Genomic DNA, 19627 nt, shown 5'->3' with positions numbered 1-19627 from the left:
CTCAGGGGTTTTCCTCAGGGGACCCGCTCAGGGCTGTTCCGGGCCGGCGAGACCGAGGCGCTGGGCCAGCGCGGCGGCCTCACCGCGGCCGGAGACCTCCAGCTTGGCCAGGATGTTCGACACGTGCACGCTGGCCGTCTTCGGCGCGATGAACAGCTCCCGCGCGATCTCCCGGTTGCTCCGCCCCGCCGCCACCAGCGCCAGCACCTCACGCTCCCGCCGGGTCAGGCAGCCGGCCGGGGTGCCCGACCGCTCCCGGGCCGCGGGCGCGGCCCGGTCACCGAGCACGAGCCGGGCGCGGCGCGCCAGGCGCTCGGCCTCCCCGGCCAGCGGGCGCGCGCCCAGCCGGCCGGCCGTCTCCCGGGCCTGGGCCAGCAGCCGCCGCGCGTCGTCCCGTTCGCCCGCGGCCAGCAGCGTCTCGGCCCAGCGGAGGCGGACCCGGGCCAGCTCCGCCGGGCGGCACACCCCGGCGAACGCCTCGGCCGCGTCCTGCCAGTCCCCGGGGGTGTCCTCGCCGGCGGCGCGGCGCAGCTCGGCGTCCACCATCACGCCGTACCCCCGCCACGGCGGGTACCAGCGCGGCAGGCCGTCCGCGAAGTCCCGGATCCGGCGCAGCGCCTCGTCCCGGCCGGGCCCGGCGGCCGGCAGGCCGCGCGACGCCGACTCCGCGGCGGCGGCCGCGTAGGCCAGCGGCCAGGAGTAGCGGCCGCTGCCCGGCGGCAGGTTCTTGGCGGCTGTCCTCGCGAAGACGTCCCGGGCGTCGAGGTAACGGCCCGTCAGGACCGCGTAGGCCAGTTGGCAGTGGGCGGCAGTGTGGGAGTACTGCACGGCGTCGCCGTACTCGCGGTACTCCTCGCGCATAACGGTGATGTCCGCCGCCGCGCGGGGCACGTCGCCCCGGGCGAGCGCGAGCCGCGCCAGGAACTCGGCGGCCAGGGCCCGGGAGACGGGGGTCTGGGCGAGGAGCCGGGCGTGTCGCCAGGCCTCTTCCGCCTCGTCCCACCGCCCCACCGCGAACAGCGACTCGCCGTGGTTGCCGTGGATGAAGGAGCACGCGTCGCGCAGCCCGAAGCGGTGGGCGGTCCGCAGGCCCTCCCGGCGGCGGCGAGGGCCTCCTCGGAGCGGCCTATCGCTTCCAGCACGCACGGCCAGCTCACGTGGCTGCGGGCGATGGCGCCCGCCATCTCCTCGGCCGCGGCCCGCTCGGCGACCCGCCGCAGCCCGGCCGCTGCCGCGTCGCCGTGCCCGGTGTCCGCGAGCAGTCCGGCGAGGCTGACGCGGGCCTGGAGCTCGGAGTCCAGGTCGTCCATCGCCTGCGCCAGCTTCACCGCCCGCTCCGCCGTGGCCAGGCTGCCGGGGCCGGGGGCGAAGACGCAGCCCCAGCCCGCGGCCTCGGTCAGCACCCGGGCGTGGACCGGGGAGTCGGGAAAGCCGCTCAGCAGCTCCTGGGCCCGGGCCAGCTCCTGCCAGCCGTTGCCCCGGGCGAGGTGCCGCACCAGGCGGGACTTCTGGACCCAGAACCACGCGGCGCGCACCGGGTGGCCCATGTCCTGGAGGGAGCGCAGGGCGCGGTTGACCACCGACAGGCCGCGCTCGGGCTCGCCCGCCAGCTTCGCGGCGAGCGTCATCTCGGCCAGCACGTCGAGGCAGCGCAGCCGGGCGTCGTCGCAGTCGCACAGCGGATAGGACTCGGCGTCCTGACCGGGGCGCAGCCCGGCGATGACCTCCGGCGGTGCCTCGTCCCACAGCTCGAGCGCCCGCTGCAGCAGGTGCAGCTGCTCGGCGTAGCCGTGGCGGCTGCGGGCGTCGGCGGCGGCGCCCAGTACGGCGGGCAGCGCCCGGGAGGCGTCGCGCGCGTGGTACCAGTAGCTGGACAGGCGGGCGGAGAGCTCCTCGGCCGGGACCAGCCGCGGGTCGTGCTGGAGCGCCTCGGCGTACCGCCGGCTGAGCCGGGTGCGTTCGCCCGGCAGCAGATCGTCGTCCACCGCCTCGCGCACCAGGGAGTGGCGGAAGCGGTAGCAGCCGTCGTCGGCGGCGAGGAGGACGCGGGCGGCGACGGCGGCGCGCAGGGCGCCGAGCAGCTCGTCGTCGGACAGGCCGGTAACCGCGCGCAGCAGGCCGTGCTCCACGCGGGAGCCGCCCTCGGCGGCGCACCGGACCACCCGCTGCGCCTGCTGCGGCAGGGCCTCGACCCGCAGCAGCAGCAGGTCCCTGACGGAGTCGCTGATGGCGCCGGGGGTGCCGCCGTCCGCCGCGCTGGCCAGCTCCTCGACGAAGAAGGCGTTGCCGTCGGAGCGGCGGTAGATCTGGTCGACCAGGCCGGGGGCCGGGTCGGCGCCGAGTATCCCGGCGAGCTGGTCGCGCACCTCCTCGCGCGTGAACCGGGGCAGCTCCAGCCGCCGCACAGCGCTCAGCCGGTCCGCCTCGGCCAGGAACGGCCGCAGCGGATGGCGCCGGTGGATGTCGTCCGAGCGGTAGGTGACGACCAGCAGCAGACGGCAGTGGCGCACGGTGCACACCGGGTACCCCAGCAGCTCGCGCGTGGAGCGGTCGGACCAGTGCAGGTCCTCGACGGCGACGACCACCGTCCGCTCCGCGGCGAGCGCCTCGAACAGCCGGGCCGTCATCTCCAGCAGCCGGCCGCGGGCCTCCTCGTCGTGCGCCTGCCGGGGCGCGCCGGCGCCCAGCTCGGGCAGCAGCCGCGCCAGCTCGGAGCCGAAGCCAGCCGCGGCGCGGGTGACTTCGTCCCCGAGCTGGCGGTGCAGCGCCCGCAGTACGGTCGCCACGGGCGCGAACGGCAGGCCGTCCGCGCCCGCCTCCACGCAGGAGCCGAGCGCGGTCAACGCCCCGCTCTGCTGCGCCTGTGCGAGGAACTCCTCCAGCAGCCTGGTCTTTCCCACGCCCGCCTCGCCGCCGACCAGGACCGCCCCCAGCCGGCCCTCGTCGGCGCCGCGAAGCGTTCCGGCGAGCACGGCCCGCTGGGGACCGCGCCCGACGAATACCGGGCTCGCCGCTCGCACCTGCATGTCCCGCAGCATGGCACACGCCACTGACACGTGACCCTTGGTTTTCCTCAGCTGTCCGTCCCCCGGCGCGGCCGCCCGGCGGGGGCGGCATCCCCCGCGCCGGTGTCCCGTCCCCGCTCCCGGCGGGCCGCACGGGCCCGCCGCGCCAGCCGCTCGTTCTCGGCGGCCCGCAGCAGCTCGCCGACCCGTTCCCGCACCGCCGCCTGGTCCGCGTAGAAACTCATCGCCGCTCCCTGTGGAGATGGTCGTCGTCACTCGCCTCGCTGCCGGTTCCAGGCTCGTGACCAAGGCAGGGGAGCCGCATCGGACGCCTGCCGCATCTCCCGCCGGCCAGGGGGACGCAGAGGGCAGCGGCGGCCGCGCCCGCGCGCCGTCCGGCTAGGGCGGCCGGCGCGGGTCCGTAAGGCCCGGGCGGGAACGCGGGGCGGTCGCTGGTCGTTAGGGACGAGGAGAACGGGGGAGGAAGGCGAGGCAGCCGTGCTCGGTCCGTTCAGCCTCATGGAGGCGCTGTTCCATCCCTCCGCCCGCCATTCCCACCAGGAGCAGCGGCGCCAGGAGTACGACCGGGCGGACGAGGGCCAGGGCGCCACGGGCACGCTGCCCGTGGACCTGGACTCCGGCCGCGTCGTGGTCGTGCTCGGCCCTGAGCGGGCCCCGGAAGCGCCGGCCTGAGGCGGTGGGCCGGCGGGTTCCGGCCGGTCTGGTGCCGCTCGCGGGCGGCGTCAGTGACCCGCCGCCCCCGCACCCGGTGCGCGGGCGGGACGCGCAACGGCCCCACGGCGCGACGACGCTCAACAACACTGAACGACGCACAACGACGCGGTCCCCTTGGCCCGCCGCGCGGCGGGCCAAGGGGACCTGTGAGGAACGCGCCGGGTGCCTCAGCCGGCGCCGAGCCGCTCCAGGATCAGCTCCCGGGCGCGGGCCGCGTCGGCCTGGCCCCGGGTGGCCTTCATGACCGCGCCGACGAGCGCGCCCGCGGCAGCGACCTTGCCGCCGCGCACCTTGTCGGCGATCTCCGGGTTCGCGGCGATGGCCTCGTCGACGGCCTTGCCGAGCGCGCCCTCATCCGAGACGATGCGCAGCCCGCGCTTCTCGACGACCTCGTCGGGCTCGCCCTCGCCCGCGAGGACGCCCTCGATGGTCTGGCGCGCCAGCTTGTCGTTGAGCGCGCCCTCAGCGACCAGCGCGGCGACGCGCGCCACCTGCGCGGGCGTGATGGGCAGCTCGGTCAGCTCGATGCCCTGCTCGTTGGCCCGGCGGGCGAGTTCGCCCATCCACCACTTGCGGGCCGCCGCCGGATCGGCGCCCGCCTCGATAGTGGCGACGATCGGGTCGAGGGCCCCGGCGTTGAGGACGGACTGCATCTCGTGGCCGGAGATGCCCCACTCCTCGCGCAGCCGGTTGCGCCGGGCCAGCGGCTGCTCCGGCAAGCTGGCCCGCAGCTGCTCCACCCACTCCCGCTCGGGCGCCACCGGCACCAGGTCGGGCTCGGGGAAGTAGCGGTAGTCCTCGGCCTCCTCCTTGGTGCGGCCCGAGGTGGTGGTGCCGTTGTCCTCGTGGAAGTGCCGGGTCTCCTGCACGACGGTGCCGCCGGAGCCGAGCACGGCGGCGTGGCGCTGGATCTCGTAGCGGACTGCGCGCTCAACGCTGCGCAGCGAGTTGACGTTCTTGGTCTCGCTGCGGGTGCCGAACGCCTCGGTGCCCTGGGGGCGGAGGCTGAGGTTGACGTCGCAGCGCAGCTGCCCCCGCTCCATGCGGGCCTCGGAGACGCCCAGGCCACGGATCACCTCGCGCAGCTCCGCCACGTAGGCGCGGGCCACCTCGGGGGCGCGCGCGCCCGCGCCCGTGATCGGCTTGGTGACGATCTCGATCAGCGGGATGCCCGCCCGGTTGTAGTCGAGCAGGGAGTGCGAGGCGCCGTGGATGCGGCCGGCCGCGCCGCCGACGTGCGTCGACTTGCCGGTGTCCTCCTCCATGTGGGCACGCTCGATGCCGATGCGGAAGACCTCGCCGTCCTCCAGCTGCACGTCGAGGTAGCCGTCGAACGCCAGCGGCTCGTCGTACTGCGAGGTCTGGAAGTTCTTCGGCATGTCCGGATAGAAGTAGTTCTTCCGGGCGAACCTGCACCACTCGGCGATCTGGCAGTTGAGGGCCAGGCCGATGCGCACGGCCGACTCCACGGCCGCGGCGTTGACGACGGGCAGCGCGCCCGGCAGGCCGAGGCAGGTGGGGCAGGTCTGGGAGTTCGGCGGCGCCCCCAGCGCGGTGGAGCAGCCGCAGAACATCTTGGTCTTGGTACCGAGTTCGACGTGGACCTCCAGGCCCATGACGGGGTCGTAGGACGCCAGCGCGTCGTCGAACGGCACCAGGTCGGTGACGGTCACGGGGTACCTCTCAGCCGCGTCAGTCGCGGACGTCGTCGATGGTCACGTCGGAGCCGTCCTGCGTCAGCCGGCGCAGCTCCCGCACCAGCAGGGCGAGGCTGGTGGCGATGGAGGCGGCGGAGATGACGGCGTCGGCGAGCCGCAGGGTGTCCTGCTCGGCGCGCGCTTCCTTCAGCCGCCGGGCCACGCCCACCGTGCCGATGAGCGTCGTGCCGATGGACAGGTACAGGCTGGCCTTGGACTTGGGCTTGGTCTTCTTGCTCACAGCGCGGGCGCCTCCTCCAGCAGCGGATGCCCCCAGCGTGCCTGGAACGCCGCCTCGACGGCCGCTCCCACGCGGTAGAGCCGGTCATCTGCCATCGCCGGGGCGACGATCTGGAGGCCGACCGGCAGACCGTCCTCGTCGGCCAGGCCGCACGGCAGGGACATCGCGGCGATGCCGGCCAGGTTCACCGGGATGGTGCACAGGTCGGCGTAGTACATGGCGACCGGGTCGTCCACGCGCTCGCCCAGCGGGAAGGCGGTGGTCGGGGTCGTCGGGGAGACGATGACGTCCACGTCCGCGAAGGCGCGCTCGAAGTCGCGGGCGATGAGCGTGCGGACCTTCTGCGCGCTGCCGTAGTAGGCGTCGTAGTAGCCCGACGACAGGGCGTAGGTGCCCAGCATGACGCGGCGTTTGACCTCCGCGCCGAAGCCCGCGCCGCGGGTGAGGGAGGTGACTTCCTCGGCCGAGCGGGAGCCGTCGTCACCGGTGCGCAGCCCGTACCGCATGGCGTCGAACCGCGCCAGGTTGGAGGAGCACTCAGAAGGCGCGATCAGGTAGTAGGCCGCCAGTGCCGCGTCGAACGACGGGCAGGACAGCTCGACGACCTCGGCGCCGAGTTCGCGCAGCAGGGCGACCGAGTCGTCGAAGCGGTTCATGACGCCCGCCTGGTAGTGCTCGCCGCGGAACTCCTTGATGACGCCGACCCGCAGGCCCTCGACCGAGCCGTTGCGCGCGGCCTCGACCACGGGCGGCACGGGGGCGTCGATGGAGGTGGAGTCCAGCGGGTCGTGCCCGGCGATCACCTCGTGCAGCAGCGCGGCGTCCAGCACGGTGCGCGCGCAGGGGCCGCCCTGGTCGAGCGAGGAGGAGAACGCGATCATCCCGTAGCGGGACACGCCGCCGTAGGTGGGCTTGACGCCGACGGTGCCGGTGACGGCGGCGGGCTGCCGGATCGAGCCGCCCGTGTCGGTGCCGATGGCCAGCGGGGCCTGGAACGAGGCGAGCGAGGCGGAGGAGCCGCCGCCGGAGCCGCCGGGGACGCGGGTGAGGTCCCAGGGGTTGGCGGTGGGGCCGAAGGCGCTGTTCTCGGTAGACGACCCCATGGCGAACTCGTCCATGTTGGTCTTGCCGAGGATGACGACCCCGGCCTCCTTCAGCCGCCGCGTCACCGTGGCGTCGTAGGGCGGGATCCAGCCCTCCAGGATTTTCGAGCCACAGGTGGTGGGGATGCCCTCGGTGGTGAAGATGTCCTTCAGCGCCAGCGGGACGCCGGCCAGCGGGCCGGTCTTCTCGCCGCGTGCCCGCGCCTCGTCGACGCGGCGGGCCTGGGCGAGCGCGCCCTCGCGGTCCACGTGCAGGAAGGCGCGGACCTTCTCGTCGACGGCCTCGATGCGGGCCAGGTGCGCCTCGGTGACCTCGACGGCGCTGACGCTGCCGTCGGCGATCAGCCCGGCCAGTTCGGCGGCGGTGCGGCGGGTGAGATCTGCCGTGCCTGTCATCGCGGTCACTCCTCCCCCAGGATGCGCGGCACCTTGAAACGCTGCTGCTCCTGTGCGGGGGCGCCGGAGAGCGCCTGCTCCGGGGTCAGGCTCGGCCGGACCTCGTCCGGGCGCATGACGTTGGTCAACGGCAGCGGGTGGGAGGTCGGCGGCACGTCTTCGGTGGCGGCATCGGAGACGCGGGCGACCGCGCCGATGATGTCGCCGAGCTGACCGGCGAAGTGATCGAGTTCTTCGTCGGTCAGGTCCAGACGCGCCAGCCGAGCGAGGTGGGAGACCTCCTCGCGCGTGATGCCTGGCATGCGGCGATCCTCTTGCTCGTCGGCTCGCAGGGCCCGTACCGGGAAGGCGGGGCCCGTGCGCAGGTGGCTACTTGAGTACGGAGCCATCCTAGGGTGCCGCGCGGCGGCGGCGCGCCCGTGCGGCCCGGCTCAGGCGCCGGCGGGGACGTCACCGGGAACCTCACCAGGAATCTCACCAGGAACATCGCTGGGGGTGTCACCGGAGACGTCGCCGGCGTCCGGCGTCCCGCCCGCCGCAGCGGGCCCGGACGGGGCACCGCTGGCGCGGGTGCGCAGCCAGGCGGTGGTCTCCGCCGGCGGCATCGCGGCGGCGACCAGCCAGCCCTGGACGGCGTCGCAGCCGAGGTCGCGCAGCCGCTCCCAGGTCGCGTCGTCCTCGACGCCCTCGGCGACGACGACCAGCCCCAGGGAGTGAGCCAGTTCGACGGTGCAGCGCACGATCTCGGCGTCCTCGCCGTCCACGGGAAGCCGGGCCACGAAGGAACGGTCGATCTTCAGCTCGCTGACCGGCAGGTTCCGCAGGTGCACCAGGGAGGAGTAGCCGGTGCCGAAGTCGTCCAGCGACATCCGCACGCCGTGGCTGATGAGGCCGGCCAGGGCGTCGGCGGCCTGGCCGGGGTCCTGGAGCATGACGCGCTCGGTGATCTCCAGCTGGAGCGCGGCCGGCGGCACGCCGTGGCGGGCGAGACGGGCCGCGACGGTGCCGGCGAAGCCGGGGGTGAACACGTCGCGCGGCGAGACGTTGACGGCCACCGGCACGGTCAGGCCCTCGGCGCGCCACTGGGCGACCTGCCGCAGCGCGACGTCCAGGACGTACTCGGTCAGACGCGGCATCAGGCCGGAGGTCTCGGCGATGGAGATGAACTCGTCCGGCGGAACGCGGCCCCGCTCGGGGTGTTCCCAGCGCAGCAGCGCCTCGAGCCCGGCGACGGTGCCGTCGAAGCGGACCTTGGGCTGGTAGTGCAGCTGGACCTGGCCGGTGTCGAGCGCCAGGCGCAGGTCGCCGAGGAGGGCGAGGCGGTCGGGGGTGTTGCCGTCCCGGCTGGGCTCGTACACCTCGACGCCGCTGCGGTCCCGCTTCGCGGCGTACATGGCGACGTCGGCGCGGCGCAGCAGGCCCTCGGCCTCCGGGGCGTGTTCGGGGAAGACGGCCACGCCCGCGCTGGCCTCGACGACGAGGCTGAGGCCGTCGAGGTCGAGCGGGGCGCCGAGGGAGGCGACGATCGCCCGGGCGGCCCGCTGCGCGCTGGTCGCGGAGTCGACACGGGGCAGCAGCACGGCGAACTCGTCGCCGCCGAGGCGGGCGGCGCGTGCCTCGGCGGGGAGCGAAGCGCCGATCTCGCGCTGGACGCGTTCGGAGATCTTAAGGAGCAGTTCGTCGCCGGTGAGGTGGCCGAGGGTGTCGTTGACGGACCGGAAGCTGTCGAGGTCGATGAGGATGAGCGCGCTGCGGGTGCCGTCGCGTTCGGCGGCGGTGAGAGCGGCGCGGGTGCGGGCCAGCAGCCACTGGCGGTTGGGCAGCCGGGTCAGCGGGTCGCGCAGCTGTTCCTCGGCACGGGCCCGGGCCATCCACAGCGTGTAGTCGAGGGAGATGAGCGGCACCGCGAACAGCGGCAGGGTCTCGGGCGTATGGGCGGCGACGACGACGATGAGCGGCGCGATGCACAGCAGCGCGATGGCGACGAGGCACTGGCGGAGCAGGCCGGACACGGCGCGGGCGGGCAGGCCACCGGGGGGCGCGGTGCACAGCCACAGCAGGCCGCGCGAGACCAGGAGGTAGGCGCCGGCGCCCAGCAGCAGCTGGGGGAGGGTGGCGGCCTGCCAGTCGCCCGGGTCCCAGGGGTGCTCGACGCTGGGCCGCTGGCCCCACAGCAGCAGCGTCAGGGCGGCGGCCCCGATGCTGAGCATGTCGATGGCGCCGTGGAGGACGGCATGCTGGAAGCGGTCGCGGCGGAAGACGCTGACAAGAACAACCGTGGTCAGGCTGACCAGCGCGGCCGGGACCCAGCCGTAGAGCAGCATCATGGCCAGGGCCAGCGCGGCGCCGGAGCCGCTGCCGCCCCACCAGCGGCCCCGGCCGATGGCGACCAGGTGGGTCACGATGAGGCCGGTGAGGACGGCGAAGCCCCAGCCGGTCCTGCCGTGCGGGAACAGTGCGTGCCCGTTGCTGAGGACGCGCAGCACGCCGATGAGGAGGGCGGTGGCGGCGCCGCCCAGTACGGCGGCGCGCAGGACCCGGGACTGCCAGGCGCGGTCGGGGAGCGCGACGAGTCTCACCTGGCGGGCTGGCTGCATCCGAAGGTCCCTCTCACGGCATCGTCGCCCGCACCTGGCGCAGGCACAGCACCCACACTAGGACGCTCGGCGCCGCCAGGTGCCGGAAAGCCCGCGGTTTGCCGAAACTGTGTCAGCCCGGCCCGTACCCGCGGCATATGCCGCCGCCCGCACCCGCTTCCGTCAGGCGCCGGAATCCCCGCCGGCCCCGGCGGCCTTCCCGGGCGCCGCCGGAGCGAGGGCGCGCTCGCGCGCGGCGTCGGGCCCCTGGCTGAGCAGCACGCCGAAGCCCTCCTCGTCCAGCACGGGGACCTTCAGCGCCAGGGCCTTGTCGTACTTGGAGCCGGGGCTCTCCCCCACCACCACGAAGCTGGTCTTCTTCGACACGGACCCGGTCACCTTGGCGCCGCGCCGCTGGAGCTCCTCTTTGGCACCGTCCCGGGTGTAGCCGCTGAGGGTGCCGGTGACGACGACGGTCAGGCCCGCCAGGGGGCGCGGGCCGCTCTCCTCGCCGTCCTCCTCGGCGAGCCGGACCCCGGCGGCGCGCCACCGCTCGACGATCTCCCGGTGCCAGTCGACGGCGAACCATTCCTTCAGCGAGGCGGCGATCGTCGGCCCGACGCCCTCCGTCGCCGCGAGCTCTTCCTCACTGGCCTCGGCGATGCGGTCCAGCGACCGGAACTCCTGCGCCAGCGCCTCGGCCGCGACCGGCCCGACGTGCCGGATGGACAGGCCGGTCAGGATGCGCGCGAGCGGGCGCTGCCGCGCGGCGCGGATGCTCTCCAGCATGGCCAGCGTGTTCTTCTTCGGCTCGCCCTGCTGGTTGGCGAAGAAAGTGACGATCTTCGGCTGGCCCGTCTCGGGGTCGCGCTTGGGCAGGCCAGTGTCCTGGTCCAGCACGTAGGACTTGATGGGCAGCAGCTGCTCGACGGTGAGGTCGAACAGGCCGCCCTCGTCCTTCAGCGGCGGCTCCTCCGGCTCCACCGGCTGCGTCAGCGCGGCGGCGGCCACGTACCCGAAGTGGTCGATGTCCAGGCACTTGCGGCTCGCCAGGTAGTAGATGCGCTCGCGCAGCTGGGCGGGGCAGGAGCGGGCGTTGGGGCAGCGCAGGTCGACGTCGCCTTCCTTCATCGGCCGCAGCGGCGTGCCGCACTCGGGGCACTCGGACGGCATCACGAACTCCCGCTCGCTGCCGTCCCGCAGGTCAGCGACGGGGCCGAGGATCTCGGGGATGACGTCGCCCGCTTTGCGCAGGGCGACGGTGTCGCCGATGAGGACGCCCTTGGCCTTGACGACCTCCTGGTTGTGCAGCGTGGCGAACTCGACCTCCGAGCCGGCCACCGTCACGGGCTCGACCACCGCGTACGGCGTGACGCGGCCGGTGCGGCCGACGCCCACCCGGATGTCGACGAGCTTGGTGTTGACCTCCTCCGGCGGGAACTTCCACGCGATGGCCCAGCGCGGCGCGCGCGAGGTGCTGCCCAGGCGCCCCTGGAGCGGGATCTCGTCCAGCTTGACGACCACGCCGTCGATCTCGTGCTCCACCGCGTGCCGGTGCTGGCCGTAGTAGGCGATGAACTCCCGGACGCCGTCGAGCGAGTCGGTGACCTTGCTGGCCCGGGCGGTGGGCAGGCCCCACTCGGCGAGCAGGGCGTACGCCTCCGACAGCCGCTCCAGGCGCAGGCCGCGCAGGGCACCGATGCCGTGGACCACCATCTGCAGCGGCCGCGAGGCGGTGACCTTCGGGTCCTTCTGCCGCAGCGAGCCGGCCGCCGCGTTCCGCGGATTGGCGAAGGGGCGCTCCCCGGCCTCGACGAGCCGGGCGTTCAGCTCCTCGAAGCGGTCCATGGGGAAGAAGACCTCGCCGCGGATCTCCACCAGCTCCGGCACCCGCGGGCCGCGCAGGCGGTGCGGGATCTCCTCGATGGTGCGGACGTTCGGCGTGATGTCCTCGCCGGTGCGGCCGTCGCCGCGGGTGGCGGCGCGGGTCAGTCTGCCGTGCTCGTAGGTGAGGTTGACCGCCAGGCCGTCCACCTTCAGCTCGCACAGGAAGTGGTACGGGATGCCGCTCAGCTCCTCGGCGATGCGGTCCGCCCACGCCTGGAGCCCTTCGTCATCGAAGGCATTGTCCAGCGACAGCATCCGCTCGCGGTGCTCGACGGCGGTGAACTCCGTCTCGTAGGAGCCGGCGACCTTCTGCGTCGGGGAGTCGGCGGTGCGCAGCGAGGGGTACTCCTCCTCCAGCCGCTGCAGCTCGCGGAACATCTCGTCGAACTCGGCGTCGCTGATGACCGCGGTCTTGACGTAGTAGCGGAAGCGGTGCTCCTCGACCTGCTCGGCCAGCCGCCTGTGCCTCTCCCGCGCCTCGGCGGGCACCTGCTCCGACACCGTCTCGTCTCCCGTCATCCGTCACTCAGGGTCATCCGCGAGGGATCTCGCCGCCCGGACGCAGTGACCGAGCGCGGCCCGCGCGTACGCCGGGGACGCGCCCGCGAGCCCGCACGCCGGGGTGATGGCCACCGTGTCGGCCAGACGCTCCGGGGACAGCCCCAGCCTGCGCCACAGCGTCCTGACTCCCCTGACAGTACCGGCAGGGTCTGACAACGCCGCCGGCGTCACGCCGGTCGCGGGCACCACGCCGGCGAACAGCGCGAGCCCGTCCTCGACGGCCTCACCGATCGCCTCGTCGTCACGTTCGGTGAGGAGCCCGGCGTCGAAGGAGACGGCGGCCGCGCCGGCGCGGCGCAGCAGCCCGAACGGCACGCCCGCCGCGCAGCAGTGCACCACCACGGGCCCGTCCCCGGCCGCCGCGATGACCTGCCGCAGCGTCTCCTCGGCGAGGGCGCCGTCCACGGCCGCGTGGGCGCGGTAGCCGCTGGCGGTCGGCACCCGGCCGCGCAGCACCGCCGGCAGCGAGGGCTCATCGAGCTGGAGGACGACCGTGGCGCCCGGCACCCGGCGCCGGACCTCCGCGACGTGGGCGCGCAGCCCCTCGGCCAGCGAGGCGGCGAGGTCGCGGCGGGCGCCCGGATCGCCGAGCATGGCCTCGCCGTTGCGGCGCTCCAGCGTGGCCGCCAGGGTCCACGGCCCGGCCGCGGCGACCTTCAGCGGCCCGGCGTAGCCCTGCGTGAATTCCTCCAGCGCGTCGAGGTCGTGGCGCAGGAACGACCAGGCCCGCCGGGTGTCGCGCCCCGGCCGGTCCGCCACGCGCCAGCCGCTGGGCTCCACCCGCGCGTACAGCTCGACGAGCAGCCCGGTGGTGCGGCCGGTCATGTCCGCGCCGGGGCCGCGGGCGGGCAGCTCCGGCAGGAACGGCAGCGCGGGCAGCTCACCGGTGGCGACCCGCGCCGCCTCCCGCGGATCGTCGCCGGGCAGGGATCCCACGCCGGTCGCGGCGGCCGGCCCCCAGGGGAACGCCGGCTGCGGTGCGGTCTGGCCGGCCGGCTGGTCCTCGCGGTTGCTGTCGCTGATCTTCACGCATGCAGGGTAAGCCGGTTCAGCCGCCGGGCCGCACGGACAGGTCGGTGATCTCCGAGCCGCGCGGCAGGTCCAGCGCGGTGAGCACGGTCTGGGCCACCGCCTCGGGCGTGACCCAGCGGGAGGGGTCGTAGTCCTTGCCCTCCTGCCGGTGCACCTTCTCCTGCATCGGGGTCGCCGTCCGCCCGGGGTAGACGGTGGTCACCCGCAGGCCGTGCTCCCGTTCCTCGCCGCGCAGCGCGTCGGCCAGGGCGCGCAGCCCGTGCTTGCTGGCGGCGTAGGCGCTCCACCGCGGGTGGGCGGCCAGCCCGGCGCCGGAGTTGACGAAGACGACGTGGCCGCGGGCGGCGCGCAGCCGGGGCAGCAGCAGGCGGGTCAGCTCGGCGGGGGCGACGAGGTTGGCGGCGAGCGTCTCCTGCCAGACGGCGGGCGTGAGGTCGCCGACCGCGCCGAGTTCGACGACTCCGGCGACGTGGAGCAGGGAGTCGAGGCGGTCGGGCAGCGGCTGCCCGTCGAGCGCGGCGGCGAGGCGGTCGGGCTGCCCGAGGTCGCCGGCGAGCGTCCGGGCGCCGGGGAACCGCTCGGCGAGCTGGCGGGCGCGGTCGTCGTCGCGGGCCCACAGCCACAGTTCGTCGCCGCGGTCCGCCAGGCGCCGGGCGAGCGCCTGGCCGATGCCGGACCCGGCTCCCGTGATCAGGTGTGCGGTCATGTGTCCATGATCCACGCCGGATGCGGCGGCGGGGTACCGTGACGACGGCGCGACCACGCCGGGCACGCCGGGCGGGGCCGGCGGCGCGAGCGCGCGGAGGCCACGGGCGGTAAACGGCTCACGAGGAGGCGCGTGATGCGGATCGCGATCGGGCAGCTGGTGTCCGGCACCTCGCCGGAGGAGAACCTGGCGGCTCTGACCACGCAGACCGAGCGGGCGGCGGCGGACGGCGCCACGGTTGTGGTCTTCCCCGAGGCGGCGATGGCCCGCTTCGGCATTCCGCTCGGCCCGGTGGCCGAGCCGCTGGACGGGCCGTGGGCGACGGCGGTGCGGCGCCTGGCGGAGCGGACGGGAGTGCTGCTGGTGGCGGGGATGTTCACGCCCGCGCCTGGCGGGCGGGTGCGCAACACCCTGCTGATCACCGGCCGGGGCGTGGACACCCACTACGACAAGCTGCACCTGTTCGACGCGTTCGGTTTCGCCGAGTCCGACACGGTGGCGCCCGGCACGCGGGTGGTGACGGCCGAGGCGGACGGGGTCGGCCTGGGCTTCGCCACCTGCTACGACGTGCGCTTCCCCGAGCTGTTCCGGCGGCTCGCCGACGACGGGGCGCGCGTGGTGCTGCTGCCCGCCTCCTGGGGCGCGGGCCCCGGCAAGCGCGAGCAGTGGGAGCTGCTGGTGCGGGCGCGGGCGCTGGACGCCACGTGCTGGGTGGTGGCGTGCGGGCAGGCCGATCCGGCCTCGGTCGGCGAGCCGCCCGCGACGAGCGCGCCCACCGGCATCGGGCACAGCATGGTCGTCTCGCCGCTCGGCGAGGTGCGGGCCCGGCTCGGGGCCGGGCCCGGCCTGCTGGTCGCGGAGCTGGACCCGGACGAGGCTGACCGGGCGCGCGCCGCGGTGCCGGTGCTGGCCAACCGGCGCCGCGACGTGCTGTGACCGCGGCGCGGCGTCAGGCGGCGGCGTCGGCCCGGGTCGTGGTGGCGATGGTGGCGGAACCGACGACGCGGGTGCCGTCGTAGAGCACGATCGCCTGGCCGGGCGCGACGCCGCGCACGGGCTCGGCGAACCGTACCCGCAGCTCGCCGCCGGCCAGTTCGGCCGTGACCGGCGTCTCGGCGCCGTGCGCCCGCAGCTGGGCGGTGTACGAGCCCGGCCCGGCCGGGGGCCGGCCGCACCAGCGGGGGCGGATGGCGGTCAGCGCGGTCACGTCGAGCGAGGAGGCGGGCCCGACGGTCACGGTGTTGGTCGCGGGCGAGATGTCCAGCACGTAGCGCGGCTTGCCGTCGGGTGCGGGACGGCCGAGCCGCAGGCCGCGCCGCTGGCCGACGGTGAAGCCGTGGGCGCCGTCGTGGGTGCCGACCTTGCGGCCGTCCTCGTCGAGGATGTCGCCGGGGGCCGAGCCCAGCCGCCGCGCCAGGAAGCCGCGGGTGTCGCCGTCGGCGATGAAGCAGATGTCGTGGCTGTCGGGCTTGCGGGCCACGGCCAGGCCCCGGCGCTCGGCCTCGGCGCGGATCTCTTCCTTGGTGGAACGGGTGTCGCCGAGGGGGAACATGGCGTGCGCGAGCTGCCGCTCGTCGAGCACACCGAGGACGTAGCTCTGGTCCTTGGCCCGGTCGGCGGCGCGGTGCAGCTCCCTGGTGCCGTCCTCGCGGCGCACGATCGTGGCGTAGTGGCCGGTGCACACGGCGTCGAAGCCGAGGGCCAGGGCACGGTCGAGCAGCGCGGCGAACTTGATCTTCTCGTTGCACCGCAGGCACGGGTTGGGCGTGCGCCCGGCCTGGTACTCGGCGACGAAGTCGTCGACGACCTCCTCGCGGAACCGCTCGGCGAGGTCCCACACGTAGAACGGGATGCCGATGACATCGGCGGCGCGGCGGGCGTCACGCGAGTCCTCGATCGTGCAGCAGCCGCGGGCCCCGGTGCGGAACGACTTGGGGTTCTCGGACAGGGCGAGGTGGACGCCCGTCACCTCGTGGCCCGCCTCGGCGGCACGCGCGGCGGCGACCGCGGAGTCGACGCCGCCGGACATGGCGGCCAGGACGCGCATCGGGCGGGTGGTCTGAGTGCTCACCGCACCAGCGTACGGCCCCGCGCGGTTCAGCTCAGACCGGCGGCGCGGGCGCGGGCGACGGCGGGGCCGATGGCCTCGGCGAGCGCGGCGACGTCCTCGGCGGTGCTGGTGCGGCCGAGGGAGAACCGCAGAGTGCCGCGGGCCAGTTCGGGTCCGGCGCCGGTCGCCAGCAGCACGTGGCTGGGCTGGGCCACCCCCGAGGTGCAGGCGGAGCCGGTGGAGCAGGCGATGCCCTGCGCGTCGAGGAGCAGCAGCAGCGCGTCGCCCTCACAGCCGGGGAAGGCGAAGTGGGCGTTGCCGGGCAGGCGCCCGGCCGGGTCGGGGTCCCCGCCGAGCACCGCGTCGGGCACGGCGGCGGTGACGGCGCGGATCAGCTCATCGCGCAGCGCTCCGATGTCGCGGGCGAACTCGGCGCGCCGGGCGGCCGCGTGCGTGGCCGCGGCGGCGAAGCCGGCGACGGCCGGGACGTTGAGGGTGCCGGAGCGCACGTCGCGTTCCTGACCGCCGCCGTGCAGCACGGGCGTCGGCGTCCACTCGCGGCCCAGGAGCAGGGCGCCGATGCCGTACGGGCCGCCGATCTTGTGGCCAGAGACGGAGAGCGCGGCCAGCCCGGAGGCCCCGAAGTCGACGGGCAGCTGGCCGACCGCCTGGACGGCGTCGGCGTGCAGCGGGATGCCGTGCTCGGCGGCGATGGCGGCGAGTTCGGCGACGGGCTGGATGGTGCCGATCTCGTTGTTGGCCCACATGACCGTGGCCAGCGCCACGTCGTCCGGGTCGCGCGCGAGGGCCTCGGCGAGCGCCTCCGGGTGGACGCGGCCGAGGCGGTCGACCGGCAGCCACTCGACGGTGGCGCCCTCGTGGTCGGCGAGCCAGGTGACGGCGTCCAGCACGGCGTGGTGCTCGACGGGGCTCGCCAGGACCCGGGTACGCCGTGGATCGGCGTCCCGGCGCGCCCAGTAGAGTCCTTTGACGGCAAGGTTGTCGGCCTCGGTCCCGCCCGAGGTGAAGACCACCTCGCTGGGGCGTGCTCCCAGCGCGGCGGCCAGCGCCTCGCGTCCTTCCTCGACCGTGCGCCTGGCCTGGCGCCCCGCCGCGTGGAGGGCAGAGGCATTGCCCGTGAGGCCCAGCTGCGCGGTCATCGCTTCGATGGCCTCGGGCAGCATGGGCGTGGTCGCGGCGTGGTCAAGGTATGGCATGACAGGGCGATTCTACGGGTGGGGAGGGAACCGGCCCGGGGCCGATGGCGTTGTCCCACGGCGTATGGCCGCGAGGCGAGCGGGAGGACACGATGGCTGAAGACCCGGAAGATCCAGACGCCCCGGCGCGGAGCGGCTCGGTGAAACGGCGCGCGCTGATCGCGGGGGGAATCGCGGGGGGAGCGGTGACGGCGCTCGGCGCGGGCGGGCTCGCGGCGCAGGACACCCTCCGGCGCTGGTGGTGGCGGCTTTCCGGGAGTGACGTGCCGCGCGAGCAGGGCGAGGTGGACCATCCGGGCGCGGAGTGGGTGCCGGCCTCAGAGGCGAACTACCGCCACGCGAACCGGCCCCGGGACTACGCGATCGACCGTGTCGTGATTCACATGCCGGAGGCGACGTACGAGGTCACGCTCCAGGTGTTCCAGGACCCGTCGCACGGGGCGGCCTCGCACTACGTGATCCGGTCCTCCGACGGGCACATCGCCCAGATGGCGCGCGAGCTGGACGTGGCGTACCACGCGGGCAACTGGGACTACAACCTGCGGAGCATAGGGATCGAGCACGAGGGCTGGGCGGACGATCCCTCGTACCTGACGGACGTGATGTACGAGTCCTCGGCGGAGCTGGTGGCCGGGATCTGCCGGCGCTACCACATACCGGTCGACCGGGAGCACATCCTGGGGCACAACGAGGTGCCGGACGTGGCGCGCATCTGCCCGGGGCCCCACTGGGACTGGGACCGGTACATGGGGCTGCTGCGGCGGGCCTCACGGCGGCAGGCGGCGGGCTGAGCGCCCGCCGCCTCCGCTGTTCCGGGCCGGAACGGGGACCGGTCAGTCCTCGACGGGCAGGGCGGGCTCAATCTCGCCCAGGCCGTCCTCGGACTCGCTGGCCTCGTTTCGGCCGTCCCCGGACTCGCCGGCCTCGTCCCGGCCGTCCCCGGACTCGCCGGCCTCGCCCTGGCCGTCCCCGGACTCGCCGGCCTCGTCCCGGCCGTCCTCAGCCTCGCCGGCCTCGCCCTGACCGTCCTCAGCCTCGCCGGCCTCTCCAAGGAGTCGGTGCTGGAGTGCCTCCGTCATGCAGGTGCCGGGCGCGAAGATGAGATCGGTGATCCTCCCATCCTCCACGCTGAAAACCACCGAGTCGCCGACTTCCACGGACTCCGTAAGAATCGGGCCGTCATCGCCCCACGTGGAAGCGATTCGATCGGCATTCTCGCGAAGCACGGGCCTCATGGGCGCGGGAGTCCCGTCCTCCAGAGTGCCATCCGCACGCATGACGCGGATGAGGGTCACGGGCGTCCCGTCCTCCAGTACACCGTCCGGGTCCGGGGGAAGGAAGGTGCCGTCGAGGGTATCGGACAAGAGACTGTCGAGGCTTTCGGCGAGCTCCTCGTCGTCCATGCACGACACTTCGTCCACGGGGGTGACAAGGGTGGTCAGTCCCGCTTCATGCAGGTCCAGGACGAGACCGTCGAGCTCCTCGCGCGACAGCTCCCGTGCGTTCAGCTCCACCGAGACCGTGCCGTCCTCGTGGCGTTCGACCGCGTACGCCGGGCTGTCGGCGCCGCCCGGCAGCATCACCAGGGCGCAGGCCGCCGCCGCCACGCCCGTCGTGGCGATGGCCAGGCGGCGGCCGGTGAGCAGGCGCCGCCAGGCGGGCTCGGGCGCCTCCGCCTGGTCGCGGGCGGCGGCCAGTGTCACCTCCCGCTTCAGTTCCTCAAGCAGGCGCGTTTCGAAATCGTCTTTCATGTCCTAGTTCCCACTCCCTGCGCTCCCTGTGACCGACAGCTGGGCGGCAGCGCGCCGGCGTGGTTCCCACTCCTCATCGCGCCGCGCCACTCGCGGCGCGGCAGCCGCACGCAGCGCCTTGCGGGCCCGGTGAAGCCGGACCCGCGCGGTGACGGGCTTGATGCCCAGCGCGGCGGCCGCCTCGGCGATGCTGAGCTGGTCCACGGCGACGAGTTCGAGCACGGCGCGTTCCCCCTCGGGCAGGTCGGCCATGGCGGCGAGCGCGGCGCGCCCCTCGTGCTCGGCGGCGAGTTTGTCCTCGAGCCGGGATATGTCGTCCGGTTCCAGCAGCCGCCGGCCCGCGACGCGGCTGGTGAGACGCGCCTCTCGGGCAGCCCGGCGGCGCTCCGCCGAGACCACGTTGCGGGCGATGCCGTACAGCCAGGCGGTCTCGCTGCCGCGCGATTTCCGGTAGGTGTGCCCGGAGTCGATCACCGCGAGGAACACCTCGGCCGTCAGGTCAGCGACGTCGTGCGGGTCCTCCGACCGGCGCGCGACAAACCGCGTGACCTCGTTGACGTGCCGGCGGTAGAACTCCTCGAATGCCGCGGGATCGCGGGCGGCTGCTGCCGGTCCGGAGCCCCTGGCTGTCTTTTTCACGCGCACGCTCTCCTCGTCGTCCGTTGCACTG

16 protein-coding genes and 1 pseudogene are annotated in these 19627 nt (G+C 74.6%); 3 read left to right on the top strand and 14 right to left on the bottom strand.

Annotated features, from left to right (window positions below):
* Window positions 1-27 precede the first annotated feature (27 nt).
* Window positions 28-3038: pseudogene (locus tag JK356_RS01915) on the bottom strand (AAA family ATPase).
* A 35-nt stretch (window positions 3039-3073) separates the two neighbouring features.
* Window positions 3074-3250, bottom strand: a complete 177-nt coding sequence (locus JK356_RS01910) for a hypothetical protein (RefSeq protein ID WP_201865671.1) — start codon at window positions 3248-3250, stop codon at window positions 3074-3076.
* A 253-nt stretch (window positions 3251-3503) separates the two neighbouring features.
* Between JK356_RS01910 and JK356_RS01905 the strand changes: the two genes are divergently transcribed.
* Window positions 3504-3698, top strand: coding sequence for a DUF6191 domain-containing protein (locus tag JK356_RS01905; protein ID WP_201865736.1), 195 nt, complete (start codon window positions 3504-3506; stop codon window positions 3696-3698).
* A 209-nt stretch (window positions 3699-3907) separates the two neighbouring features.
* On the opposite strand, the gene gatB is transcribed toward JK356_RS01905, so the two are convergent.
* The 8 genes from gatB to JK356_RS01865 form a co-directional block, all read right to left on the bottom strand.
* On the bottom strand, window positions 3908-5413 hold the full coding sequence (gene gatB / locus JK356_RS01900; RefSeq protein ID WP_201865670.1) for an Asp-tRNA(Asn)/Glu-tRNA(Gln) amidotransferase subunit GatB: 1506 nt from the start codon (window positions 5411-5413) through the stop codon (window positions 3908-3910).
* 19 nt (window positions 5414-5432) lie between these two features.
* Entirely contained in the window at window positions 5433-5678 is a 246-nt protein-coding gene (locus JK356_RS01895; protein WP_307815357.1) for a hypothetical protein, read from the bottom strand.
* Window positions 5675-7177 (bottom strand): Asp-tRNA(Asn)/Glu-tRNA(Gln) amidotransferase subunit GatA, encoded by a 1503-nt coding sequence (gatA, locus tag JK356_RS01890; RefSeq protein WP_201865669.1) that lies wholly within the window; start codon window positions 7175-7177, stop codon window positions 5675-5677. Before gatA ends, JK356_RS01895 begins: the two co-directional genes overlap by 4 nt.
* A gap of 5 nt (window positions 7178-7182) precedes the next feature.
* A complete protein-coding gene (gene gatC / locus JK356_RS01885; RefSeq protein ID WP_201865668.1) occupies window positions 7183-7479 on the bottom strand; it encodes an Asp-tRNA(Asn)/Glu-tRNA(Gln) amidotransferase subunit GatC in 297 nt (98 codons plus the stop codon).
* A 129-nt stretch (window positions 7480-7608) separates the two neighbouring features.
* Window positions 7609-9774: a bifunctional diguanylate cyclase/phosphodiesterase gene (locus JK356_RS01880; RefSeq protein WP_201865667.1), complete on the bottom strand. Its 2166-nt coding sequence runs from the start codon at window positions 9772-9774 to the stop codon at window positions 7609-7611.
* A gap of 162 nt (window positions 9775-9936) precedes the next feature.
* A complete protein-coding gene (gene ligA / locus JK356_RS01875; protein WP_201865666.1) occupies window positions 9937-12159 on the bottom strand; it encodes an NAD-dependent DNA ligase LigA in 2223 nt (740 codons plus the stop codon).
* 3 nt (window positions 12160-12162) lie between these two features.
* Window positions 12163-13137, bottom strand: a complete 975-nt coding sequence (locus JK356_RS01870) for a methionine synthase (protein WP_307815363.1) — start codon at window positions 13135-13137, stop codon at window positions 12163-12165.
* 112 nt (window positions 13138-13249) lie between these two features.
* On the bottom strand, window positions 13250-13939 hold the full coding sequence (locus JK356_RS01865; RefSeq protein WP_201865665.1) for an SDR family oxidoreductase: 690 nt from the start codon (window positions 13937-13939) through the stop codon (window positions 13250-13252).
* A 135-nt stretch (window positions 13940-14074) separates the two neighbouring features.
* On the opposite strand from JK356_RS01865, the gene JK356_RS01860 reads away from it, so the two are divergent.
* Entirely contained in the window at window positions 14075-14875 is an 801-nt protein-coding gene (locus JK356_RS01860; RefSeq protein ID WP_201865664.1) for a carbon-nitrogen hydrolase family protein, read from the top strand.
* 13 nt (window positions 14876-14888) lie between these two features.
* On the opposite strand, the gene mnmA is transcribed toward JK356_RS01860, so the two are convergent.
* Together mnmA and JK356_RS01850 are read right to left on the bottom strand one after the other, a co-directional pair.
* Window positions 14889-15986 (bottom strand): tRNA 2-thiouridine(34) synthase MnmA, encoded by a 1098-nt coding sequence (mnmA, locus tag JK356_RS01855; protein WP_201865730.1) that lies wholly within the window; start codon window positions 15984-15986, stop codon window positions 14889-14891.
* 50 nt (window positions 15987-16036) lie between these two features.
* Entirely contained in the window at window positions 16037-17206 is a 1170-nt protein-coding gene (locus tag JK356_RS01850) for a cysteine desulfurase family protein (RefSeq protein ID WP_201865663.1), read from the bottom strand.
* A 92-nt stretch (window positions 17207-17298) separates the two neighbouring features.
* On the opposite strand from JK356_RS01850, the gene JK356_RS01845 reads away from it, so the two are divergent.
* The gene (locus tag JK356_RS01845; protein WP_201865662.1) at window positions 17299-17997 is read left to right on the top strand and encodes an N-acetylmuramoyl-L-alanine amidase; all 699 of its coding nucleotides are present in this window, start codon (window positions 17299-17301) and stop codon (window positions 17995-17997) included.
* A 42-nt stretch (window positions 17998-18039) separates the two neighbouring features.
* On the opposite strand, the gene JK356_RS01840 is transcribed toward JK356_RS01845, so the two are convergent.
* A complete protein-coding gene (locus JK356_RS01840; protein WP_201865661.1) occupies window positions 18040-18957 on the bottom strand; it encodes a hypothetical protein in 918 nt (305 codons plus the stop codon).
* 3 nt (window positions 18958-18960) lie between these two features.
* On the bottom strand, window positions 18961-19596 hold the full coding sequence (locus JK356_RS01835; RefSeq protein WP_201865660.1) for an RNA polymerase sigma factor: 636 nt from the start codon (window positions 19594-19596) through the stop codon (window positions 18961-18963).
* Window positions 19597-19627: the final 31 nt, after the last annotated feature.

This window comes from Streptomyces sp. 7-21, assembly GCF_016741785.1.
Lineage (GTDB): Bacteria > Actinomycetota > Actinomycetes > Streptomycetales > Streptomycetaceae > Streptomyces.
Note: the sequence above shows the minus strand (reverse complement) of the source record. Positions and strands in the feature narration are given on the sequence as shown.